General features: G+C 25.9%; 19 protein-coding genes and 1 pseudogene. 16 read left to right on the top strand and 4 right to left on the bottom strand.

Translation table 11 applies throughout. The features are described from left to right. Positions 1 to 138 precede the first annotated feature (138 nt). Positions 139 to 1,224, top strand: coding sequence for a YHYH domain-containing protein (locus tag I2A66_RS17640; RefSeq protein ID WP_330615464.1), 1,086 nt, complete (start codon positions 139 to 141; stop codon positions 1,222 to 1,224). Positions 1,225 to 1,310: 86 nt separating this feature from the next. Here I2A66_RS17640 and I2A66_RS08800 read toward each other — a convergent pair whose 3' ends face one another. Continuing rightward, complete coding sequence (locus I2A66_RS08800; protein ID WP_122638682.1) at positions 1,311 to 1,604, bottom strand: DUF2700 domain-containing protein; 294 nt, start codon at positions 1,602 to 1,604, stop codon at positions 1,311 to 1,313. 202 nt (positions 1,605 to 1,806) lie between these two features. Here I2A66_RS08800 and I2A66_RS08795 point away from each other — a divergent pair, with 202 nt between their 5' ends. The 8 genes from I2A66_RS08795 (at position 1,807) to cspD (ending at position 6,568) form a co-directional block, all read left to right on the top strand. Continuing rightward, positions 1,807 to 1,971: a hypothetical protein gene (locus I2A66_RS08795; RefSeq protein ID WP_164488962.1), complete on the top strand. Its 165-nt coding sequence runs from the start codon at positions 1,807 to 1,809 to the stop codon at positions 1,969 to 1,971. Next, positions 1,968 to 2,234: a hypothetical protein gene (locus tag I2A66_RS08790; protein WP_195251456.1), complete on the top strand. Its 267-nt coding sequence runs from the start codon at positions 1,968 to 1,970 to the stop codon at positions 2,232 to 2,234. The genes I2A66_RS08795 and I2A66_RS08790 overlap by 4 nt, the downstream gene beginning before the upstream one ends. After that, positions 2,206 to 2,889 carry a GNAT family N-acetyltransferase gene (locus I2A66_RS08785; RefSeq protein ID WP_195251455.1) on the top strand — a complete coding sequence of 228 codons (684 nt, stop codon included), beginning with the start codon at positions 2,206 to 2,208 and terminating at the stop codon, positions 2,887 to 2,889. Before I2A66_RS08790 ends, I2A66_RS08785 begins: the two co-directional genes overlap by 29 nt. 147 nt (positions 2,890 to 3,036) lie before the next feature. Further along, positions 3,037 to 3,357, top strand: a complete 321-nt coding sequence (locus tag I2A66_RS08780) for a hypothetical protein (protein ID WP_122638684.1) — start codon at positions 3,037 to 3,039, stop codon at positions 3,355 to 3,357. Between the two features lie 136 nt (positions 3,358 to 3,493). Further along, entirely contained in the window at positions 3,494 to 4,000 is a 507-nt protein-coding gene (locus I2A66_RS08775) for a sigma-70 family RNA polymerase sigma factor (protein WP_122638685.1), read from the top strand. Position 4,001: 1 nt separating this feature from the next. After that, positions 4,002 to 5,267 carry a DUF5643 domain-containing protein gene (locus I2A66_RS08770; protein WP_195251454.1) on the top strand — a complete coding sequence of 422 codons (1,266 nt, stop codon included), beginning with the start codon at positions 4,002 to 4,004 and terminating at the stop codon, positions 5,265 to 5,267. A gap of 35 nt (positions 5,268 to 5,302) precedes the next feature. Beyond that, positions 5,303 to 6,061 (top strand): nitroreductase family protein, encoded by a 759-nt coding sequence (locus tag I2A66_RS08765; protein ID WP_147515849.1) that lies wholly within the window; start codon positions 5,303 to 5,305, stop codon positions 6,059 to 6,061. Positions 6,062 to 6,367: 306 nt separating this feature from the next. After that, on the top strand, positions 6,368 to 6,568 hold the full coding sequence (gene cspD / locus I2A66_RS08760; RefSeq protein ID WP_122638688.1) for a cold-shock protein CspD: 201 nt from the start codon (positions 6,368 to 6,370) through the stop codon (positions 6,566 to 6,568). Positions 6,569 to 6,710: 142 nt separating this feature from the next. Here the strand turns inward: cspD and I2A66_RS08755 are convergent, their stop codons facing one another. Continuing rightward, positions 6,711 to 7,640: an ArsR/SmtB family transcription factor gene (locus I2A66_RS08755; protein ID WP_122638689.1), complete on the bottom strand. Its 930-nt coding sequence runs from the start codon at positions 7,638 to 7,640 to the stop codon at positions 6,711 to 6,713. A 280-nt stretch (positions 7,641 to 7,920) separates the two neighbouring features. Here I2A66_RS08755 and I2A66_RS08750 point away from each other — a divergent pair, with 280 nt between their 5' ends. The 6 genes from I2A66_RS08750 (at position 7,921) to I2A66_RS08725 (ending at position 14,891) form a co-directional block, all read left to right on the top strand. Further along, positions 7,921 to 9,702 carry a sugar-binding domain-containing protein gene (locus tag I2A66_RS08750; RefSeq protein ID WP_195251453.1) on the top strand — a complete coding sequence of 594 codons (1,782 nt, stop codon included), beginning with the start codon at positions 7,921 to 7,923 and terminating at the stop codon, positions 9,700 to 9,702. Between the two features lie 20 nt (positions 9,703 to 9,722). Further along, positions 9,723 to 11,084 (top strand): MFS transporter, encoded by a 1,362-nt coding sequence (locus I2A66_RS08745; protein WP_122638691.1) that lies wholly within the window; start codon positions 9,723 to 9,725, stop codon positions 11,082 to 11,084. Between the two features lie 79 nt (positions 11,085 to 11,163). Then, positions 11,164 to 12,204: an aldose epimerase family protein gene (locus I2A66_RS08740; RefSeq protein WP_122638692.1), complete on the top strand. Its 1,041-nt coding sequence runs from the start codon at positions 11,164 to 11,166 to the stop codon at positions 12,202 to 12,204. Positions 12,205 to 12,326: 122 nt separating this feature from the next. Next, complete coding sequence (locus I2A66_RS08735; RefSeq protein WP_124097555.1) at positions 12,327 to 12,680, top strand: hypothetical protein; 354 nt, start codon at positions 12,327 to 12,329, stop codon at positions 12,678 to 12,680. A 280-nt stretch (positions 12,681 to 12,960) separates the two neighbouring features. Next, positions 12,961 to 13,557 (top strand): TetR/AcrR family transcriptional regulator, encoded by a 597-nt coding sequence (locus I2A66_RS08730; protein WP_122638694.1) that lies wholly within the window; start codon positions 12,961 to 12,963, stop codon positions 13,555 to 13,557. Continuing rightward, on the top strand, positions 13,557 to 14,891 hold the full coding sequence (locus I2A66_RS08725) for an MATE family efflux transporter (protein ID WP_195251452.1): 1,335 nt from the start codon (positions 13,557 to 13,559) through the stop codon (positions 14,889 to 14,891). The genes I2A66_RS08730 and I2A66_RS08725 overlap by 1 nt, the downstream gene beginning before the upstream one ends. Before the next feature lie 67 nt (positions 14,892 to 14,958). Here I2A66_RS08725 and mscL read toward each other — a convergent pair whose 3' ends face one another. After that, positions 14,959 to 15,354 (bottom strand): large conductance mechanosensitive channel protein MscL, encoded by a 396-nt coding sequence (gene mscL / locus I2A66_RS08720; protein WP_122638696.1) that lies wholly within the window; start codon positions 15,352 to 15,354, stop codon positions 14,959 to 14,961. Positions 15,355 to 15,537: 183 nt separating this feature from the next. Between mscL and I2A66_RS17855 the strand changes: the two are divergent. Next, positions 15,538 to 15,956, top strand: a pseudogene (locus I2A66_RS17855) (YrvL family regulatory protein). A 68-nt stretch (positions 15,957 to 16,024) separates the two neighbouring features. Here I2A66_RS17855 and I2A66_RS08705 read toward each other — a convergent pair. Beyond that, positions 16,025 to 17,389, bottom strand: coding sequence for an MATE family efflux transporter (locus I2A66_RS08705; RefSeq protein ID WP_122638698.1), 1,365 nt, complete (start codon positions 17,387 to 17,389; stop codon positions 16,025 to 16,027). Between the last annotated feature and the right edge of the window lie 55 nt (positions 17,390 to 17,444).

The following is a 17,444-nucleotide window of genomic DNA, read 5'->3' as shown; positions in this document are numbered from 1 at the left end:
TAAATTTAATGATAAATAGAAATATTTAAATTAAAAATATATTACATTTATGACAAAGTTCAACAAATTTCTATTAAAGTGTATATTATAATACATTAGTTCGCATATTTTATATTTTGCAAATTGAGGGAGGAATTTATGTTTAAATTAAAAAAATGTGGTATTATAACAGCTATTTTTATAGTTGGTATGAGTAGTTTTTCAAATGCTCATTCTGGGAGAACTGATGGTTCGGGAGGTCATAGAGATAATCAAAATAAATCTGGACTAGGTAGCTATCATTATCATTGTGGAGGATATCCTGCACATTTACATACTAATGGATGTCCGTATAAAAGTTCAGGTGAAACTACACAATCATCGGCGACAGTACAATCGTCAACATCAACACAATCATCAAACACAACGCAATCATCAGTAGAAAGTGATAAGAAGAAAGCGAAAACTAAGGGATATGATCAAGGGTATAAAGATGGATATAATAATAGTTATATAGATACATCATCTTACACTGGAAATTATCGTGAGGAATATAGTGAAGGATACAAAAATGGGTATGATGAAGGAAGTAAAAAACTTGAGTTAGAAATAGATTCTGTAAAAAATAGTGGATATAATATTGGTTTATCAGGAGCTTTATTAAATAATATTTATACAAATAAGGCATTATCACAAGCATATGAAGAAGGATATAATAAAGGCTTTAGTGAATATAAAAAAGTAAAAATAGAAGAGTATACTTTACAAGGTAAAAATGATAGTTATGAAGATAAGGCAATAATAGATTTTACAGATGATATTGAAGAAGAATTTAAAAATGCATATATACAATCATATAATGATGTTCAATTAGAATTAAAAAATAAATACTATAAATTAGGTTTTACATCAGCTATTAAAGGTGAAGAATATAAATCTATAGATGAAAATAATGAAAAATATATAGGATGGTTTAAGACTGGTTATGACGATGGAACTTCTAGCCTAGAAGATGAAATAGAAAAGGCTTATAATTTAGGTTATGAAGGTGAAGAGCTAGATATAAGTGAAGAAATGAACTTGGCTGAATATGTAATTAATGAATCTTATGTCAAAGGTGTTAGTGATAAAAAGAAAGAAACAACTTCTGGTATTGTTGGCTTAGGAGCAATAGCTGGAGTTGGTGGAGCAATTTATTACAAAGCTAGAAAGAATAGAATGAATAGAGATAAAGATAAAGTTTAGAATAGTATATAGGATTTATAGGTAAGTTTAATTTTACATAAACCTACTTATAGATCCTATATCTAATAATTAAGTATAAATAAAAATTACTTTTTCTTTATAGTACTACCTATAATAAGACCACCTAACATTCCAAAACATATTCCATAAGAAATAGCCTCTGGACCGAAGATACTTGTAAATGCGGAACCTAGTGCAACTCCAAAACACATTCCTAAGGTCATTCCCATAGACATATAATCATCTTCTATATAATCACTTCTTTTATTTGATTTATCATTTATCAAACTTTTTCTTTTTTTGTTAACTCTTTTAACTTTATTTATGAACATAATAGCTAAAAGACCTACAGCTAATAATGGTAAAATAATATTAATCATAAATCTTACTCCTTATAATCTATTTAAAATAGCAGAATATATAAATATAATGTATTAGAATTATATTATCATATTAGAATTATTTTACAATCGAAAATTAGTTACAAATTCTATTCATGAAGAAATTAACCTGAAATATTATCCAAATTATACAACCTATTTGTTATAATAAATATAATAATTAACATTATAGGGGGATAAAATGAAAAATAAAAAAGAAAACAAACTAATAGGAAACTTATTAAAAAGTGGTAATGTATATAAATTAAAATGTGAAAAATGCAAAAGCATATCAGTACAAATAAGTGAAGATAAACAACCAGACCTTGTATGCTTAGAGTGTGGAGGAGTATGCAAAGTTTTATGATAGAAATTAAGAGCTCAAATATAGATAATAAAGGTAATATACATAAAATTATAAACTATGAAAATCCAACACAAAGTCAGATACAAAGTATATATAAGTTACTAAAAAATCAAAATAAAATAAATGATAAAGAGGAACTAAAAGATAAATTTCAAAATAAAGCATACAAAAATGGTAAGGGTGCATTATTTTATTTTATAGATAATGAAGCAGTTGCAAGTATATGTGTAGTACTTGAAAGCCGCAAAAACTATAGGAAATAGCTTTATATATGATATAACAATAAATAAAGAAATAAACAACAAATATGCAATACTAGAGTTACTTATAAAAGAAGGAATATCACTATCAAAAGAGCATGGAGCAAATGATATTAGATTAGGCATAAGTCCTGATGTAATAGAAGTTTTTAAAAGTCTTGGATTTAAGGATGAATATAGAGCATTACAAATGGAACTAAATGATACTGATAAGAGGTGTGAAATTTTACAGCTAAAAGAATTGAATTATTATAATAAAGAAAAGTATATAAAAATATATAATAGTTCATTTAAAGATATGCCTCATGGGTGTATTATTTGTGAAGAAGATGTAAAAGAGTATTTAAGAAAAATTAATAATAATAATGATAAAACTCACTTTTACTATATTGTATGTGATAATCAAGATGAAATAGGATTTATGGAAGTTACTATTGAAGATGGAAAAGGAATGTTTGATATTGGTCTTTGTAAAAAATATAGAGGTATGGGATATGGTAGTAGATTATTAGAAACTGCAATTTCTTTTTTAGTAGAATTAGGAGCTAGTGTTAATTTAATTGTTATTGAAGATAATAAGGTTGCTTATGAAATGTATAAGAAAAGAGGATTTGAAGAAAGTTTTATAAAAAGCTATTGGAAAAAACTTAATGTTTAAAATAAATATGACTAGGTAAAATCTAGTCTTTTATTAATAAATCATAATATGTTTTTTTGTAAAGTTAGCAAGTGTAGAAAGTTTTACTAAGAGAACAAATAATTTAATTTAATTTAATTTATTAATTATACCAAATAGGAGAATAGTATGGGGAATGTAGTATTTACAGTTTATATAAGCATAGCATTGATTTTCTTAATATATAGTATAATATCGTGTAAAAAGAAGCGTATAATTTACACTATACGTAATAAAAGGATAAATGTTTCAAAAGATAATTATTATAATTTACAATTATTATTTTGTATAGCAAATTGTATTTTATTAATATTAGAGAGTGTAATTGCTTATAATAAAACGAGCACAAGCCTTTTTGTATCATATTATCTTGCTACATTTTGGTTAGTAAACTATTTATTAAAGTTTATAGGAATTAAAATGAAATACTTAAATACAAATTATAAATAATTTTAGAATAATATGAAAAAAAAGTAGTGATATCCTAATTGGTATACCCCTACTTTTTTATTATTGAAATATTTTCAATAATAAATTATAACTTTTTGATACTTTCATTAGTCTAATATATGAGAGGAGACATAATATGGATGAAAAATTAGTTAAAAAAGCGATCAAAGGAAACTTCAATGCATATAGCATTCTAGTGCATAATTTGAAGAATGAAGGATATAAAATAGCTTATACAATTTTGAAAAATGAACATGACAGTATAGATGCATACTTACAAGCAGTAGAAAAAGGATTGAAAAATATTACAAGCTTAAAAGAGGCTAAATACTTTAAAACATGGTTTTTAAAAATTGTTATAAACGAAGCTAAAAATATTATTAATAAAAATAACAAAGTAATTTATCTAGAAGAATTAGAGGAAAGAAAAGATGTTAAACATGAGGATAAAGAATCTAAGCTAGATTTAGAAGTATGTTTACAGAAAGTAGAACCACAAATTAGGGAAATGATAAGACTTAAATATTATATGGGATATAAATTAGAAGAAATATCCAGCATTTTAGATGTACCAATAGGAACTGTGAAAGGAAAGATGTATACAGCATTAAAAGATATGAAAAAACAGTTGGAGGTGAAGTAATATGAGAATTTATGATAATGATATAGAAAAGTTACTTGAAGAATTTGAAAGTGAAGAAATAAAAGTTCCAGATAAATTAGACGATAAGTTAAATTTGAAATTAAAAGAACTAAAGCTTAACCCTTATAAAAAATGGATAGTATCTTCTGCTGCATCTATTTTAGTAATAGGAATTTCTTATATTACAATTCCATCTTTTAGGAGTTTTGGAGATTCAGTTTTTAAATATATATTTAGTGATATTGGTTTTGAGAATGCAGTTAATAATGAGTATAGTAGTGGAGAAAATCAAAAAATAAAAATAGGTAATTATAATATTAGTATAGAAAATATATACATAGATACTTTGAGAATCAGTTTTGAAGCAGTAATTTTAGGTGATATTAAATATATTGATGATATGGATGCAAATAGTAGTTTATATGTTGAAGGAATTAGCTTTGAAGAGATATCAGTAAATAACGGCGTTTTTTATGAAGAAGATAATAAGTTAAAAGCTAATGTTCAAATTATTGGTGATGGAGTTTCTAATTTAATAAAAAATAAAGACAGGTTAAATTTAAAATTAAAATTAGTAAAGTATATTGATACTGAAGAGGAGATATTAGGTAAAACGGACATAACTATTAATATACCTAAGGATGTACAAAATACAAAAGAAATTAAAATAAATAAAGTAATAAAAGATGATGGTTTAAATATTAGTATAGAAAAGTTAGTAGTATCGCCTACAATGATGTATATGGATACATCAGGCGAATTAGAGGAAGTTGGAAATATACAAGGATTATACAACTTTAAGATATTATCAGATAATGGAAGTATGTATAATGAAAGTTTATCACTATCAGGTATTGGAAAAGATGGTGGATGGAGACAAACTATAATTCCATCAGTTTATTATGATAAAAGCAAAAGTTTAAATTTAAAAGCTGAGGGTGTACTTATTGATGCCAATAAAGAAATAGAAATTAATTTAAATGATACTTACCCAAAAGAAATAGATTATTTTGGACATGTATTAACTATAAGAAAAGTTGAGTATATAGATAACAAATTAATTGTGGAAGTTTTAGAAGATGATAATATTAGCTATGCTGGAGCAAGTTCTATAGATAAAGAATATGCAAGTTCTGGTTATTATATATCTGAAGGGTGGTATGGAAGTAGGTTTGATATTGATAAAAGAGATAGTTATAATTTAAATTTAGCATTAATATTAAAATATAACTATCCTATAGATGTTAAGATTAATGTGATTAGGTAAAATATATAAGCCTAAACTATAAGGGGGAAACCAGTATGAATGAGGTTATACAAACTATAAACAAAAGGGTATCGCTAAGAAAATATCAAGCAAAAAATATATCAAAGGAACACATAGACATAATAATAGACAGTGCCATAAAAGCACCAACAGCAGGTAATATGATGATGTATTCAATATTAAAAATACAAGATGAAAAAACAAAAGAAATTTTAAGTAAAAGCTGCGATAATCAACCACTTATAAAAAAAGCACCTTTAATACTTATATTTTTGGCGGATATGCAAAAATGGTATGACTATTATAAATTATGTAATATAGAAAATATAAAATATCCAGGTATGAATGATTTTATGTTATCTATAAATGATGCAATAATAGCATGTGAAAATGCTGTTTTAGCATCAGAAAGCTTAGGTATTGGAAGTTGTTATATAGGGGATATTATGGAAAATTATGAAGTACATAAAGAATTATTAAACTTACCCAATTATACATTTCCAGCAGCTATGATAACTCTTGGATATTACCCGGAAAATATTAAGAGAATATATAGGGAAAGATTTAAAAAAGATTACGTTGTATTTGATGAAAAATATAGAAGATTAGATGATAAAAGTTTAATAAAAATGTTTGAAGAAAAAGAAGAGAATATGCCTAAGTATAATGCTTTTAATGCAAAAAATTTTGGGGAGTTAACTTATAAAAGAAAAACTAGTGCAGATTTTTCTATTGAGATGGATAGATCTATAAAGAAGTGGATTAAGAGTTTTACTAATTATTTAGAAGATTAATAACAATAAAAACTAGTGCTTGGTATTTTCCCAAGCACTATCTAAAGAAACCTACGCTTGCTAAAATTATACCTATTACACCTAGCCCTGCTAACCAAGTGATTATAATATTTGTAATAACTGTCATAAATTCACCTCCATTAGTAAATATAGTCAATTATATGAAAATATAAACTAATAAAGGGAAGATATATAGTTTAAAATAAAAATGTATCTATTATTAGGAATGTGTGATATAATAATATTTGTAGCGATACACAAATAAATTAAGAAAAACCTAGTAATAGGTTTACAGGAGTATTTTTAATGAAAAATGGAATAGTAAAATGGTTTAACAATGAAAAAGGATTTGGTTTCATATCAGTAGAAGGTGGAGATGATGTATTCGTACATTTCACAGCTATACAAACTGATGGGTTTAAATCATTAGAAGATGGTCAAAAAGTAAGCTTTAATATAGTTGAAGGTTCTAGAGGCCCACAAGCAGAGAACGTAACTATATTATAATATATATACATGTTCATGGAAAAGACACATTATGTGTCTTTTTTATTGCAATTGAAATAAAAAGTAGATGTCTTAATACATTAAAATAATATAAAGACATCTACTTTTTATTATAGAAAAATAATGAATATTAGCTTATTTATTATTTATAATAACATTTTACTTTAATATTTTGGTTAAAATTTCCAAAGTTTGAACCAAAGATATTAATACCACCAGGATTCTGAGTATCTTTAGGGCATTCTATCTTGAAAGATAAGCTATCCATATCATCTTTGATTAAATCAGATAATTTAATATCTGAAAGTTTAATACCATCAAGGAATGATCCTTCATCATTAATTTTAATCATCTTTAATAAGCCATATTCAGTTCCTAAATCCCACCAACTAGGAGTGAAAACTCCCTTTCTATCACCAAAATCACCTGGACTTGTCCATTTGCCTAAAGATAGATTATTTAGATAAAAATAAATATCAGATTTAAAGGAATTATTATATCCTGGAAACTCAGAGCAAATTTCTAAAGAAATTTCTATCTCAGTTAAATTGTTAAAGTCTATATCATAAATTGGTATAGAATATTCTAGATAACCAGATGTAAACCATATAAGAGAAATTTCGCTACGATTAGGAGAAGCAAAATATCTTGGATCATCTAATATACCAAATAGCTTATCTTTTGAAGCCAATCCACAAGGAGCATAAATTTTAAAAGCTGAGTAAGATCCTATAGGAATATCTATTTCAGTGTAATTACTAGGATTTTCCTCATAATTATTATTTAGTATGACTTGTACTTCACTAGTCTTTATTTTACATAACTTTAGTAATCCTCTTACACCAGGTTGAGAATAAGATTCTACAATTCCAACGCTTTCTAGTTGATTTATATGTTTAGTAATTACTGCAGACGACATATTAAGTTCAGAACTTAAATCTTTTATAGACATTTCTTTATTTTGTATTAAAGAAATAATTTTTAATCTAGTTTCACTTGCTAATGCTTGAAAAAATGCTAAGTTTTTATCTAAAGCTTTTATATATATCTTACTTAAATTCTTATTACTCATTTTTAAATTGTACCTCCGTATTATAAGAATATTATAACATAATGCTTATGTAGATTAGAAAAAATGTGAAATTTTAAATAAAAAATAAAGGAAAACGTTGACAATAGATATTTCATATATTATATTTATACTGTAATTAAGTTAACTAAAGAGTTAATAAAACAACTGAAAAGTTTATGATAATTATTAAATTCTATAAAAATACTGAAAATAGAATGTGTAATTAGTTATATGATTAACTGTATAGTTAACTTTATATAATTAAATTAGGGGGTATCATATGTTAAAGAAGTTATATTATCCAAATCCTCAATTTATAAGAGAAAATTGGATAGATTTAAATGGACAGTGGAAATTTACTTTTGATGATGAAAATTTAGGGGAAATAAGTAAAGAATTTTTAAATGATGATTTTTATAAAATTAATATAATTGTTCCATATAGTTATCATACTAAAAATTCAGGTATAGGATTAAATGAAGATAATCAAATAGTATGGTATAAGAAAGATTTAAACCTAGAAGTTAAGAAAAATAAGAAGTACATATTAAACTTTGGAGCAGTAGATTATAAGTGTGATATATGGATTAATGAAAATCATATGTTTACTCATAAAGGAGGACATACACCTTTTAACTTAGATATTACTAATTATCTTAAAGAGGAAGGTAATTCAATAGTAGTAAAAGTTGAAGATAGAAATTCTTGTAGACAACCAATAGGAAAACAATCATGGAAGGATACAAACTTTTTATGTTGGTACACAAGAACTGTGGGTATATGGCAACCTGTATGGATTGAAGAAGTAGGTCAAAATTACATAACAAATATAAAAATGACACCAGATATAGATAATGCATCTATTGATTTAGATATATTTATAGGTGAAGATGATAATGATACAAGCCTTGTAGGAGAGATATATTTTGAAGATAAGCTAATCAATAAATTTACAACAATGTTCAAATCACAAAGGAGTAGACTAAGTGTAGATGTAAGTTCTGAAAATCCTCATTTTAGACTAAATTTCTGGACTCCAAATACACCAAATCTATATGATATAAAATTCAAGTTATACAAAAACAATGAACTAGTTGACTCTATAGATAGTTATTTTGGAATGAGAAATGTAGAGTCTATAGGTAAAAAGATATATTTAAACAATCAAGAATTTTATCAAAAACTAGTACTAGATCAAGGATACTTTAAGGATGGTGGATTAACAGCAACTCCAGAAGAGTTAAAAGATGATGTACTTAAAATAAAGGAAATGGGATTCAATGGAGTTAGAAAGCATCAAAAAATTGAAGATAATAGATTTATGTATTTATGTGATACTTTAGGTTTAGTAATGTGGGCTGAGATGCCAAGTACATTTGAATATAGTAAAGAAACTAATGAAAATGTAACTAGAGAATTATATGAATTTATAGATAAGCATTACAATAATCCATCAGTAATAATATACACATTATTAAATGAGTCATGGGGAATTAATGAAGTATATAAAGATGTAAGACAACAAAACTTTGTAAATGCTTTAGTATATTTAACAAAATCATTAGATAGTACTAGATTAGTAGTAGGAAATGATGGATGGGAACATACAACAACTGATATATTAACGATACATGATTATAATTCTGATAAAGATACAATGAGAGAAAGTTATAAAAATATAAATGAAGCAGCAAATGGATCGCCATCAAGAACAAGTACAAGAAGATGTTATAGCAAAGGGTATGAGTATAATAATGTACCAATCATAATAAGTGAATATGGTGGTGTAGCATATGATACAAGTAAAGATGATGAAAAAGATGCTACATGGGGATATGGAGAAAGACTTATAGGAGAAGAATCAGTACTTAATAAGATTAAGGAATTAACAGAAGTAGTAATGGACATTGAAGATGTTTGTGGTTTATGTTATACACAGCTTTCAGATGTAGAACAAGAGATAAATGGATTGTTAGACCATAACCATGAATATAAATTTGATCCAAAGATAATAAGGGAAATACTAGAGTATAAACATAATTTAGGTTTTATTTTTAAATAAATTAAAGGGGGAAAAGAATAATGGAGAGTTCATTAAAAAATAATATAAGCACATCTGTAAGTAAAAAGGAGTACTTTGGATATTTTGCTTATGGATTTGGACAATGCTTTAGTTACGGATTAGTTGGTTCATTTATATTATTTTTCTATACTAATATATTAAAAATATCAGTTGCAGCAGCAAGTACAATATTTTTAATAGCTAGAGTTTGGGATGCAGTAAATGACCCAATGGTAGCAGGGTTTATGGATACAAGAAGAACAAAATCAGGTAAATTCAAAGGATATATGAAGTTTGCTCCACTTTTTGTAATGATATCAAGTATATTATGCTTCGTATCTCCAGACATATCTACAAGTGGTAAGGTTATATATGCTGGTATTACATATATATTATGGGGAACAGTTTATACAATATCAGATATACCATTTTGGTCATTATCAGCAGTTATATCAGATGATCCACAAGAAAGAACTAGCTTAGTAACTGCAGCTAACTTAGGAGTTTTTGCAGGTATAGGTATAGTTGGATCAGTATTACCTCCATTAGTTATAATGTTTGGAAAAGGTGACTTATCTAAAGGATATTTACTAGGTGTTATAGCTATAATGGTAGTTGGTTATGCATTTATGATGTTTGGATATTCTACTATAAGAGAAAGAGTAGAGCCATCTAAAGCAGAAAAAGTTGCAGTAAAAGATGTTGTAAATACTTTAAAAGCAAATAAACATTTATTCAAAATGTTAATAATATTCTTTATGAATTTATTTATGAATATTGTAAACGGAATGGTAATATACTTCTTTACTTATAATATGGGAAATGATGGACTTATGACTATATTTGGTATAGTAGGAACTGCAAGTGCGCTAGGGTTCTTCTTTATACCAATGTTAACTAAGAAGTTTAAGAAAAAACATATATTATTAGGAATTGCTTCAATTGATATAGCAGTAAGAGTAGCTCTTTACTTAATGGGGTACGATAATGCAACGTTATTAATGATAATGCTTGCTGCAACACAATTCTTACATGCATCTGCAGGTCCTATAATGTCTACTATGATAGCAGAAACTATAGAATATAGTGAAGTACAAACTGGCAAAAGATGTGAAGCTATAATATTTAGTGGACAAACATTTACTGGGAAACTTGCAGCAGCAATATCAGGAGCTTTAAGTGGAGCAGTATTAACATTTATAGGATATAATGCTAATGTTTCAGTACAATCACCAGAAACACTTAATGGATTATTCTTAGCTATATCTATAATTCCTGTATTAGGATCAGTTATAAGAATAATAGTACTATCTACATATAAATATACAGAAGACGAATATAAAAACGACTTAGAAATATTAAAAAATAGAAAAGCAATATAATATAAATCATAAGAAATAGATAAGAATTATTAAATATAACTCTTATCTATTTCTAGTTATATAAAAATGGGAGAGATAAATGAGTATACTAAAAACAGAATTTGGAATTGATAAAAACAAAAATAAAATATATGAATTTAAATTAGAAAATAAAAAAGGGAATTATATAACAGTTTTAAACTATGGAGCAACAATAAGAAATATAGTTATATCAGATAAAAATAGTGAAAAAGTTGATGTATGCCTTGGATATAAAACAATATCAGAATACGAAAATAATGATGGATACTTAGGAGCTGTTGTAGGTAGACATGCAAATCGTATAAAAGAAGGTAAATTTAAACTTAACGAAAAAGTATACAACTTGGCAACTAATGATAGAGGTAATCACCTACATGGTGGAGATAAGGGATTTGATAAACATATATGGGAATATGAAGTAAAGGATAACAAGCTAGTCTTAAAAAGAGAATCAAAACATTTAGAAGAAGGATATCCAGGAAACTTAATTGTAAAAGTTGAATATGAATTTAATGATGAGAATGAATTAATAATAAACTACGAAGGAAAAAGTGATGAAGATACTGTAGTAAATCTTACTAACCATACATATTTTAATTTAAATGGAGAAAGTAGTGGAACTATATTAAATCATACGTTAAGTTTAGAATCCAGTTATTATACTGAGAATGATGAAAAATGCTTACCGACAGGAGAAATATTAAGTGTAGAAAATACGCCTTTTGACTTTAGATGTGAAAAGCAAATTGGAAAAGATATTAATGATACATATGTACAATTAAAAAATGGAGTAGGGTATGATCATAACTATATATTAGATTCAAAGCAAGATTTAAAATATGCAGGCTTTTTATGTGGAGATGAAAGCAATATAAAAATGGATCTTTACACTACTTGTCCAGCAGTTCAATTTTATAGTGGGAATGTATTATCAAATCGTCTTGGAAAAAATGGAGTTAATTACAATGAAAGATACGGGTTATGCCTAGAAACACAGTATTATCCAAATGCATTAGAGCATAAGCATTTTCCATCTGTAGTATTAAAAAAGAATGATTTATTTAAGGAAAAGACAATTTATAAATTCTCATTAAAATAATATAAATTTAAATAGAAATATAAAAGATTCTAAAAGTTCATATTGAACTTTTAGAATTTTTTTTAGGACAAGCACCTAAAAATAATTTTTAAATATAATAATTAATAATTATATATAATTAGGTGGTGATTTATATTAAAACTGCAACTAATATAGGTAAATGTCCTGAATGTGGCGAACATGTTGACTTAAGAATATTTAAATCAAAAATGACAAGCATAGCTATAATAATATTATTAATTGCAGTATCATTATTAATATTAATAGGAGCTATATATGAACCAATGATAGAATTGGTATCAGTAATTATACTATTAGCATCTATATTATATTTTAAGTTATCATTAATATTGATATATGTATTGTTCTTTAAATTAGGATTATATATAGTACCAGCATTTCGATGTAAAAAATGTGGAGCATTAATTAAATTTTCTAAAGATGAATATGAAAATATTAAAGGAACAATAGAGTAAACATATATAGAAGGATAAACTATTTAATTTTTAATGGAATTATATTTACTAATATAAAATTTGAAAGTTTAGCAAGAATTAATATAAACTTAATGGATTATTAAAGTGTAAGGATATGCAAAAACAAAAATGCATATCCTTTTTATCTAATTTAGATAGTAATCAATAAAAATAAACTTTTTATTATTTAATAATTATAAAGTTACTGTATTAATTGACATGATAAAATAAAGGTGATATATTATATACCAAACGGTCGGTATAGAAAGGGTAGAAATTAATGACTAAAAATAGTACTAAGGAAAATTTAATTAAAGCTATGTATAAATTAATTGCTGAAGAAGGTTATGAAAAAGCATCTATAAACAAGATTTGTACATTAGCTGGTGTGAAAAAGCCAACATTTTATCATTATTTTAATTCAAAAGAAGAAGTATTTATTAATATAATTAAAGAAACATATCCATCTAACTTTGGTATTATTTTAGATGAAATAAAGTCTATTACATCAATTGAAGATTATAAAAAAGCATTATATGAGTATGGTGATAAGTTTATTGAATCATATGAAGAAGATATAGATATACGCAAAATTTGTGCTGAAATAGATTTACAAACAACTAGAATTGATGAAGCAAAAAAGATAGTAGATGAATGTGAAAATATTATAGCAGATAATTTGTACAAAATTGCTTTGCATGGTAGGGAAATAGGTGCATTTAGTAAAGAAGCAGACCTTAAAACATTTTCTCAAAATATACATAATATGATCATAGGTTTAGATAAATCATTTATTTGTAATATTAAAATTGATGCAAGAAAGATTTGGAGATTTAATATTGATGCTATGTTTGCACTTTGTAAGGAGATAAGATAATGAATCAAGAACATTTTGGAATAATGGAACCGAAAAAGTTATTTGCTAAGCTAGCAGTACCAAGTTTAATTAGTATGCTATTTTCATCTATATATATGATGGCAGATGGAATATTTGTTGGTAAAGTAATAGGAAGTAAGGCTTTAGCAGCTATAAATCTTGTATTTCCAATAATTATGATTGTTTTTGCATTTGGAGATATGATAGCATCAGGAGCAGCTGTAAAGATAGGGATTAAACTAGGTGAAAAGAAAGAAGAAGAAGCAAGTGAAATTTTCTCAGTAGCCATTTTATTTATATTCATTTTAAATATTGTTTTTGCAGCCTTAAGTTTAATTTTTGCAAGAGATATTATTTTTATTTTAATTAAAGATAAGCAACTTGCAGAGCATGCATATAAGTTTGCTTATGTTTTTATTTGGTTCTTACCAATTATAGCTCCTTTTTTTGCTATAGATAATTATTTAAGAATATGTGGTAAGGCTAATATGAGTATGTGGATAAATATAAGTGTATCAGTACTTAATATTATTCTAGATGCTATTTTTATAGGATATTTAAAACTAGGGATAGAATACGCAGCTCTTGCTAGTTCATTAAGTATGTCTATTGGAACAGTAATTTTAATATATCCTTTTATTATGAAAAAAGTAGTACTTAAATTTACAAAACCAAAAATAAAAATAAAAGAGATATTAGGAATTATTTACAATGGTAGTTCAGAATTTTTTAGTAATATTTCTGGATCTGTTATGGCAATTATTATGAATATTTTTTTACTTCATTTTGGTGGAGCAGTAGGAGTAGCGGCATATTCTATTGTTATGTATATAGAATCATTAATTGTACCAATGCTTTTTGGAATGATAGATTCTGTACAACCTGTTATTAGTTATAACTATGGTGCTAAAAATAATAAACGTATAATGACTTTTTTCAAAATAACTTGTACTGTAGCACTTACTATTTCTATTTTAACAATGATTATAATATTTGTATTTCCTAATTTTTTAGTTAGATTGTTTTCTTCTAAGTCAGACATAGCTGTCATAAACATGGCTAAGAAGGCACTACTTTTATATGCACCATCATATTTATTTACTTGGTTTATTATGACGGTAAGTGGATTTTTGACAGGACTTGAAAAAGCTACTTCATCTATTGTACTTATGTTAGCAGAGTCAGTAGTATTACCATTATTTATGACTTTAGTTTTAACTAAATTTATTGGTGTTTATGGAATATTTGTAACTCCAACAATTAGTGGGGCAATATCTGTAGTTGTTGCTCTTATTCTTTGGAGAAAATGTATCAAAAATGAAATGAACCTTTAATATAGGATAATAAAAAAGGAATAATTCAGAGACAAAATAAAGTAAAGGTAGCATAGCATTGCGACCTTTACTTTATTTTGTTTTTTAGTAAATCACGTATCTCTTCTAATAAGGCTATATCATCAGGTTTTGAAGGTTCACTATTTAAACTTATAGCATCTCCTTTTTTTATTTTATTTACCATCTTAACAAATAAAAACAATATAATTGTTATTAATAATAAATTCATTAAATTATCAATAAAACTTCCTATAGCAATAGAAGCACCACCATTTCCAATAGGTATTGTATAATCTTTATAATCACTAATTTTAAAGAAAATACTAATTATAGGCATAACTAAGTCAGAAACTACAGATGATATAACTTTAGAAAAAGTATTTCCTATAATAACACCTAAAGCAAAATCGATTACTTTACCTTTGGTAATAAAATTTCTAAATTCTACTAAAAATTCACTCATGATAATCCTCCGTATTAAAGTTATATAAATTTAATATGAGTAAATAATATACATTCTATTCTTATTTAAAATAATAAGATGAGTATAAAAATATATGTAAAATTAAGAAGTTAATAACTAGTATAATTGTCTAAGCTATATTATAATTGAACAATCGAACCTATTAACTATGAGGAGACTTTTATGAGAAATGACAAAAATATAAAAGATGTTATATTAATGATAATTGCTGGAATTATACTAATTTCAATAATTTATGGATTTATATTTTTTTTCGGAGGATCTATTTTATTATTATTTGGACTAAAATACGATAGTTTTTGGTCTTTGGCGAAGTTTTTGGAGTATTATTGATTTTAAGTATACCAATAGATTTTATAGTGGTATGCTTTTTAAAGGTATTAAAAGAGATAAAAGGATTAACAGATATTCAACATAATATATTATATTTTATATTAGGTATACCATTAACTATGATTATAATTGGAATGTCAGAATACCTTATTAAAGGTGTTTCTTGTTCAATGTTAACTGCATTTATATTTTCTATAATAACTTATTTATTTAATTTATTTTTAGATAAAAAGATAAGTGAAGAATAGCTATTATAATAAGAACTCTAATATGATAAATTATATTGGAGTTCTTATTATAATTTATTTAGATTATATTAATTTGCAATATCTAATATCATATCTTCTTTTTTTGATTTTCTTGATAAAAATACAAAGAAAGATACACATAATATAATTTGAATTAAAGTAGATATTGGTGTTGCAAGACCTACTTTAAATAAAGATACAGGTTCTAGCTTACTCATTAAATATGATACAGGTATTCTAACGCAAAAAGCACCGACTATACCTTGAATCATAACAAATGTTGTTTTGCCACATCCATTGAAATATCCAACCATACTAAACATGATAGCAGTAAATAAACAGTCAACTCCATAAGCTTTCATATAATCCCAAGAAGCTAAAATAACAGCATCATCTTTAGAGAATATTCCTGAAAGTAAATTTCCATGTAAGAATGTAATATAAAACATTAAAACTCCACAGCATAAAGATGATAATACAGCATAGAATAAAACTTTTTTAGCTCTATCATACTTCATAGCACCATAGTTTTGTGCCACAAATGCAGATACTGATTGAGAGAATGATAATGGTATTAACATTATAAATCCAACCAACTTTTCAGCAACACCTATACCTGCTGATGCAATTACTCCCATTGAGTTACCTATCATCATAATTACTAAAAATGATAAGTTTACAAGGACATCTTGTAGAGCTATTGGAGCACCATATTTAATTATTTGTGAAGTTAAATTCTTATGGAACTTTATACTTTTTTTAGAAAACTCAAAAGGAAGTCCGCGTTTTTTTATTAATATTAAAGATAAAATTACACTAGTTGATTGAGCCAAAACAGTAGCACAAGCTGCACCTGTTGCTGCCATTTTAAATACACCAACGAATATTAAATCACCTATAATATTTGTTATACAAGCTATACCAACTGTTATAAATGGTGTTTTTGAATCTCCAAGACCCCTAAATACTCCTCCAATAACATTATAAGAAATTACGAAAACTGCACCCATAGCACAAATTCTTATATATGAAGTTGTATTATTAAAAGCTTCTGCTGGAGCATGCATTAAAGTTGCAATAGAAGGTGCAAAGCTAACAACAGTAATAGTTATAATTATAGCTAGAACAGCAAATATTGAAATACCACTTCCTACAACATTTCCTGCTTCTTCTCTTTTTCCTTCGCCAAGTTTTTGTCCTATTAATATAGTAACTCCCATAGTAAGTCCAGTAATCATTGATGTTATAGCAAGCATTACCTGACTTCCAGTTGAAACAGCAGATACATCAGCAGCATTACCAAACTGCCCAACTATAAGTAAATCTACAGCTCCATACATAGTCTGTAAAAACAGAGCCATTAGTATTGGTATTGTAAATTTTAATAAAGGTGAAAATATTTTACCTTCTGTAAAATTAGATACTTTTGTCATATATCAATCTCCTTACTTAAATTAAGTTTTGCACAAAACAATATTTATATAATAT

The sequence above is a fragment of the Romboutsia sp. 1001713B170207_170306_H8 genome (assembly GCF_015550495.1).
Taxonomy (GTDB): domain Bacteria; phylum Bacillota; class Clostridia; order Peptostreptococcales; family Peptostreptococcaceae; genus Romboutsia_E.
Note: the sequence above shows the minus strand (reverse complement) of the source record. Positions and strands in the feature narration are given on the sequence as shown.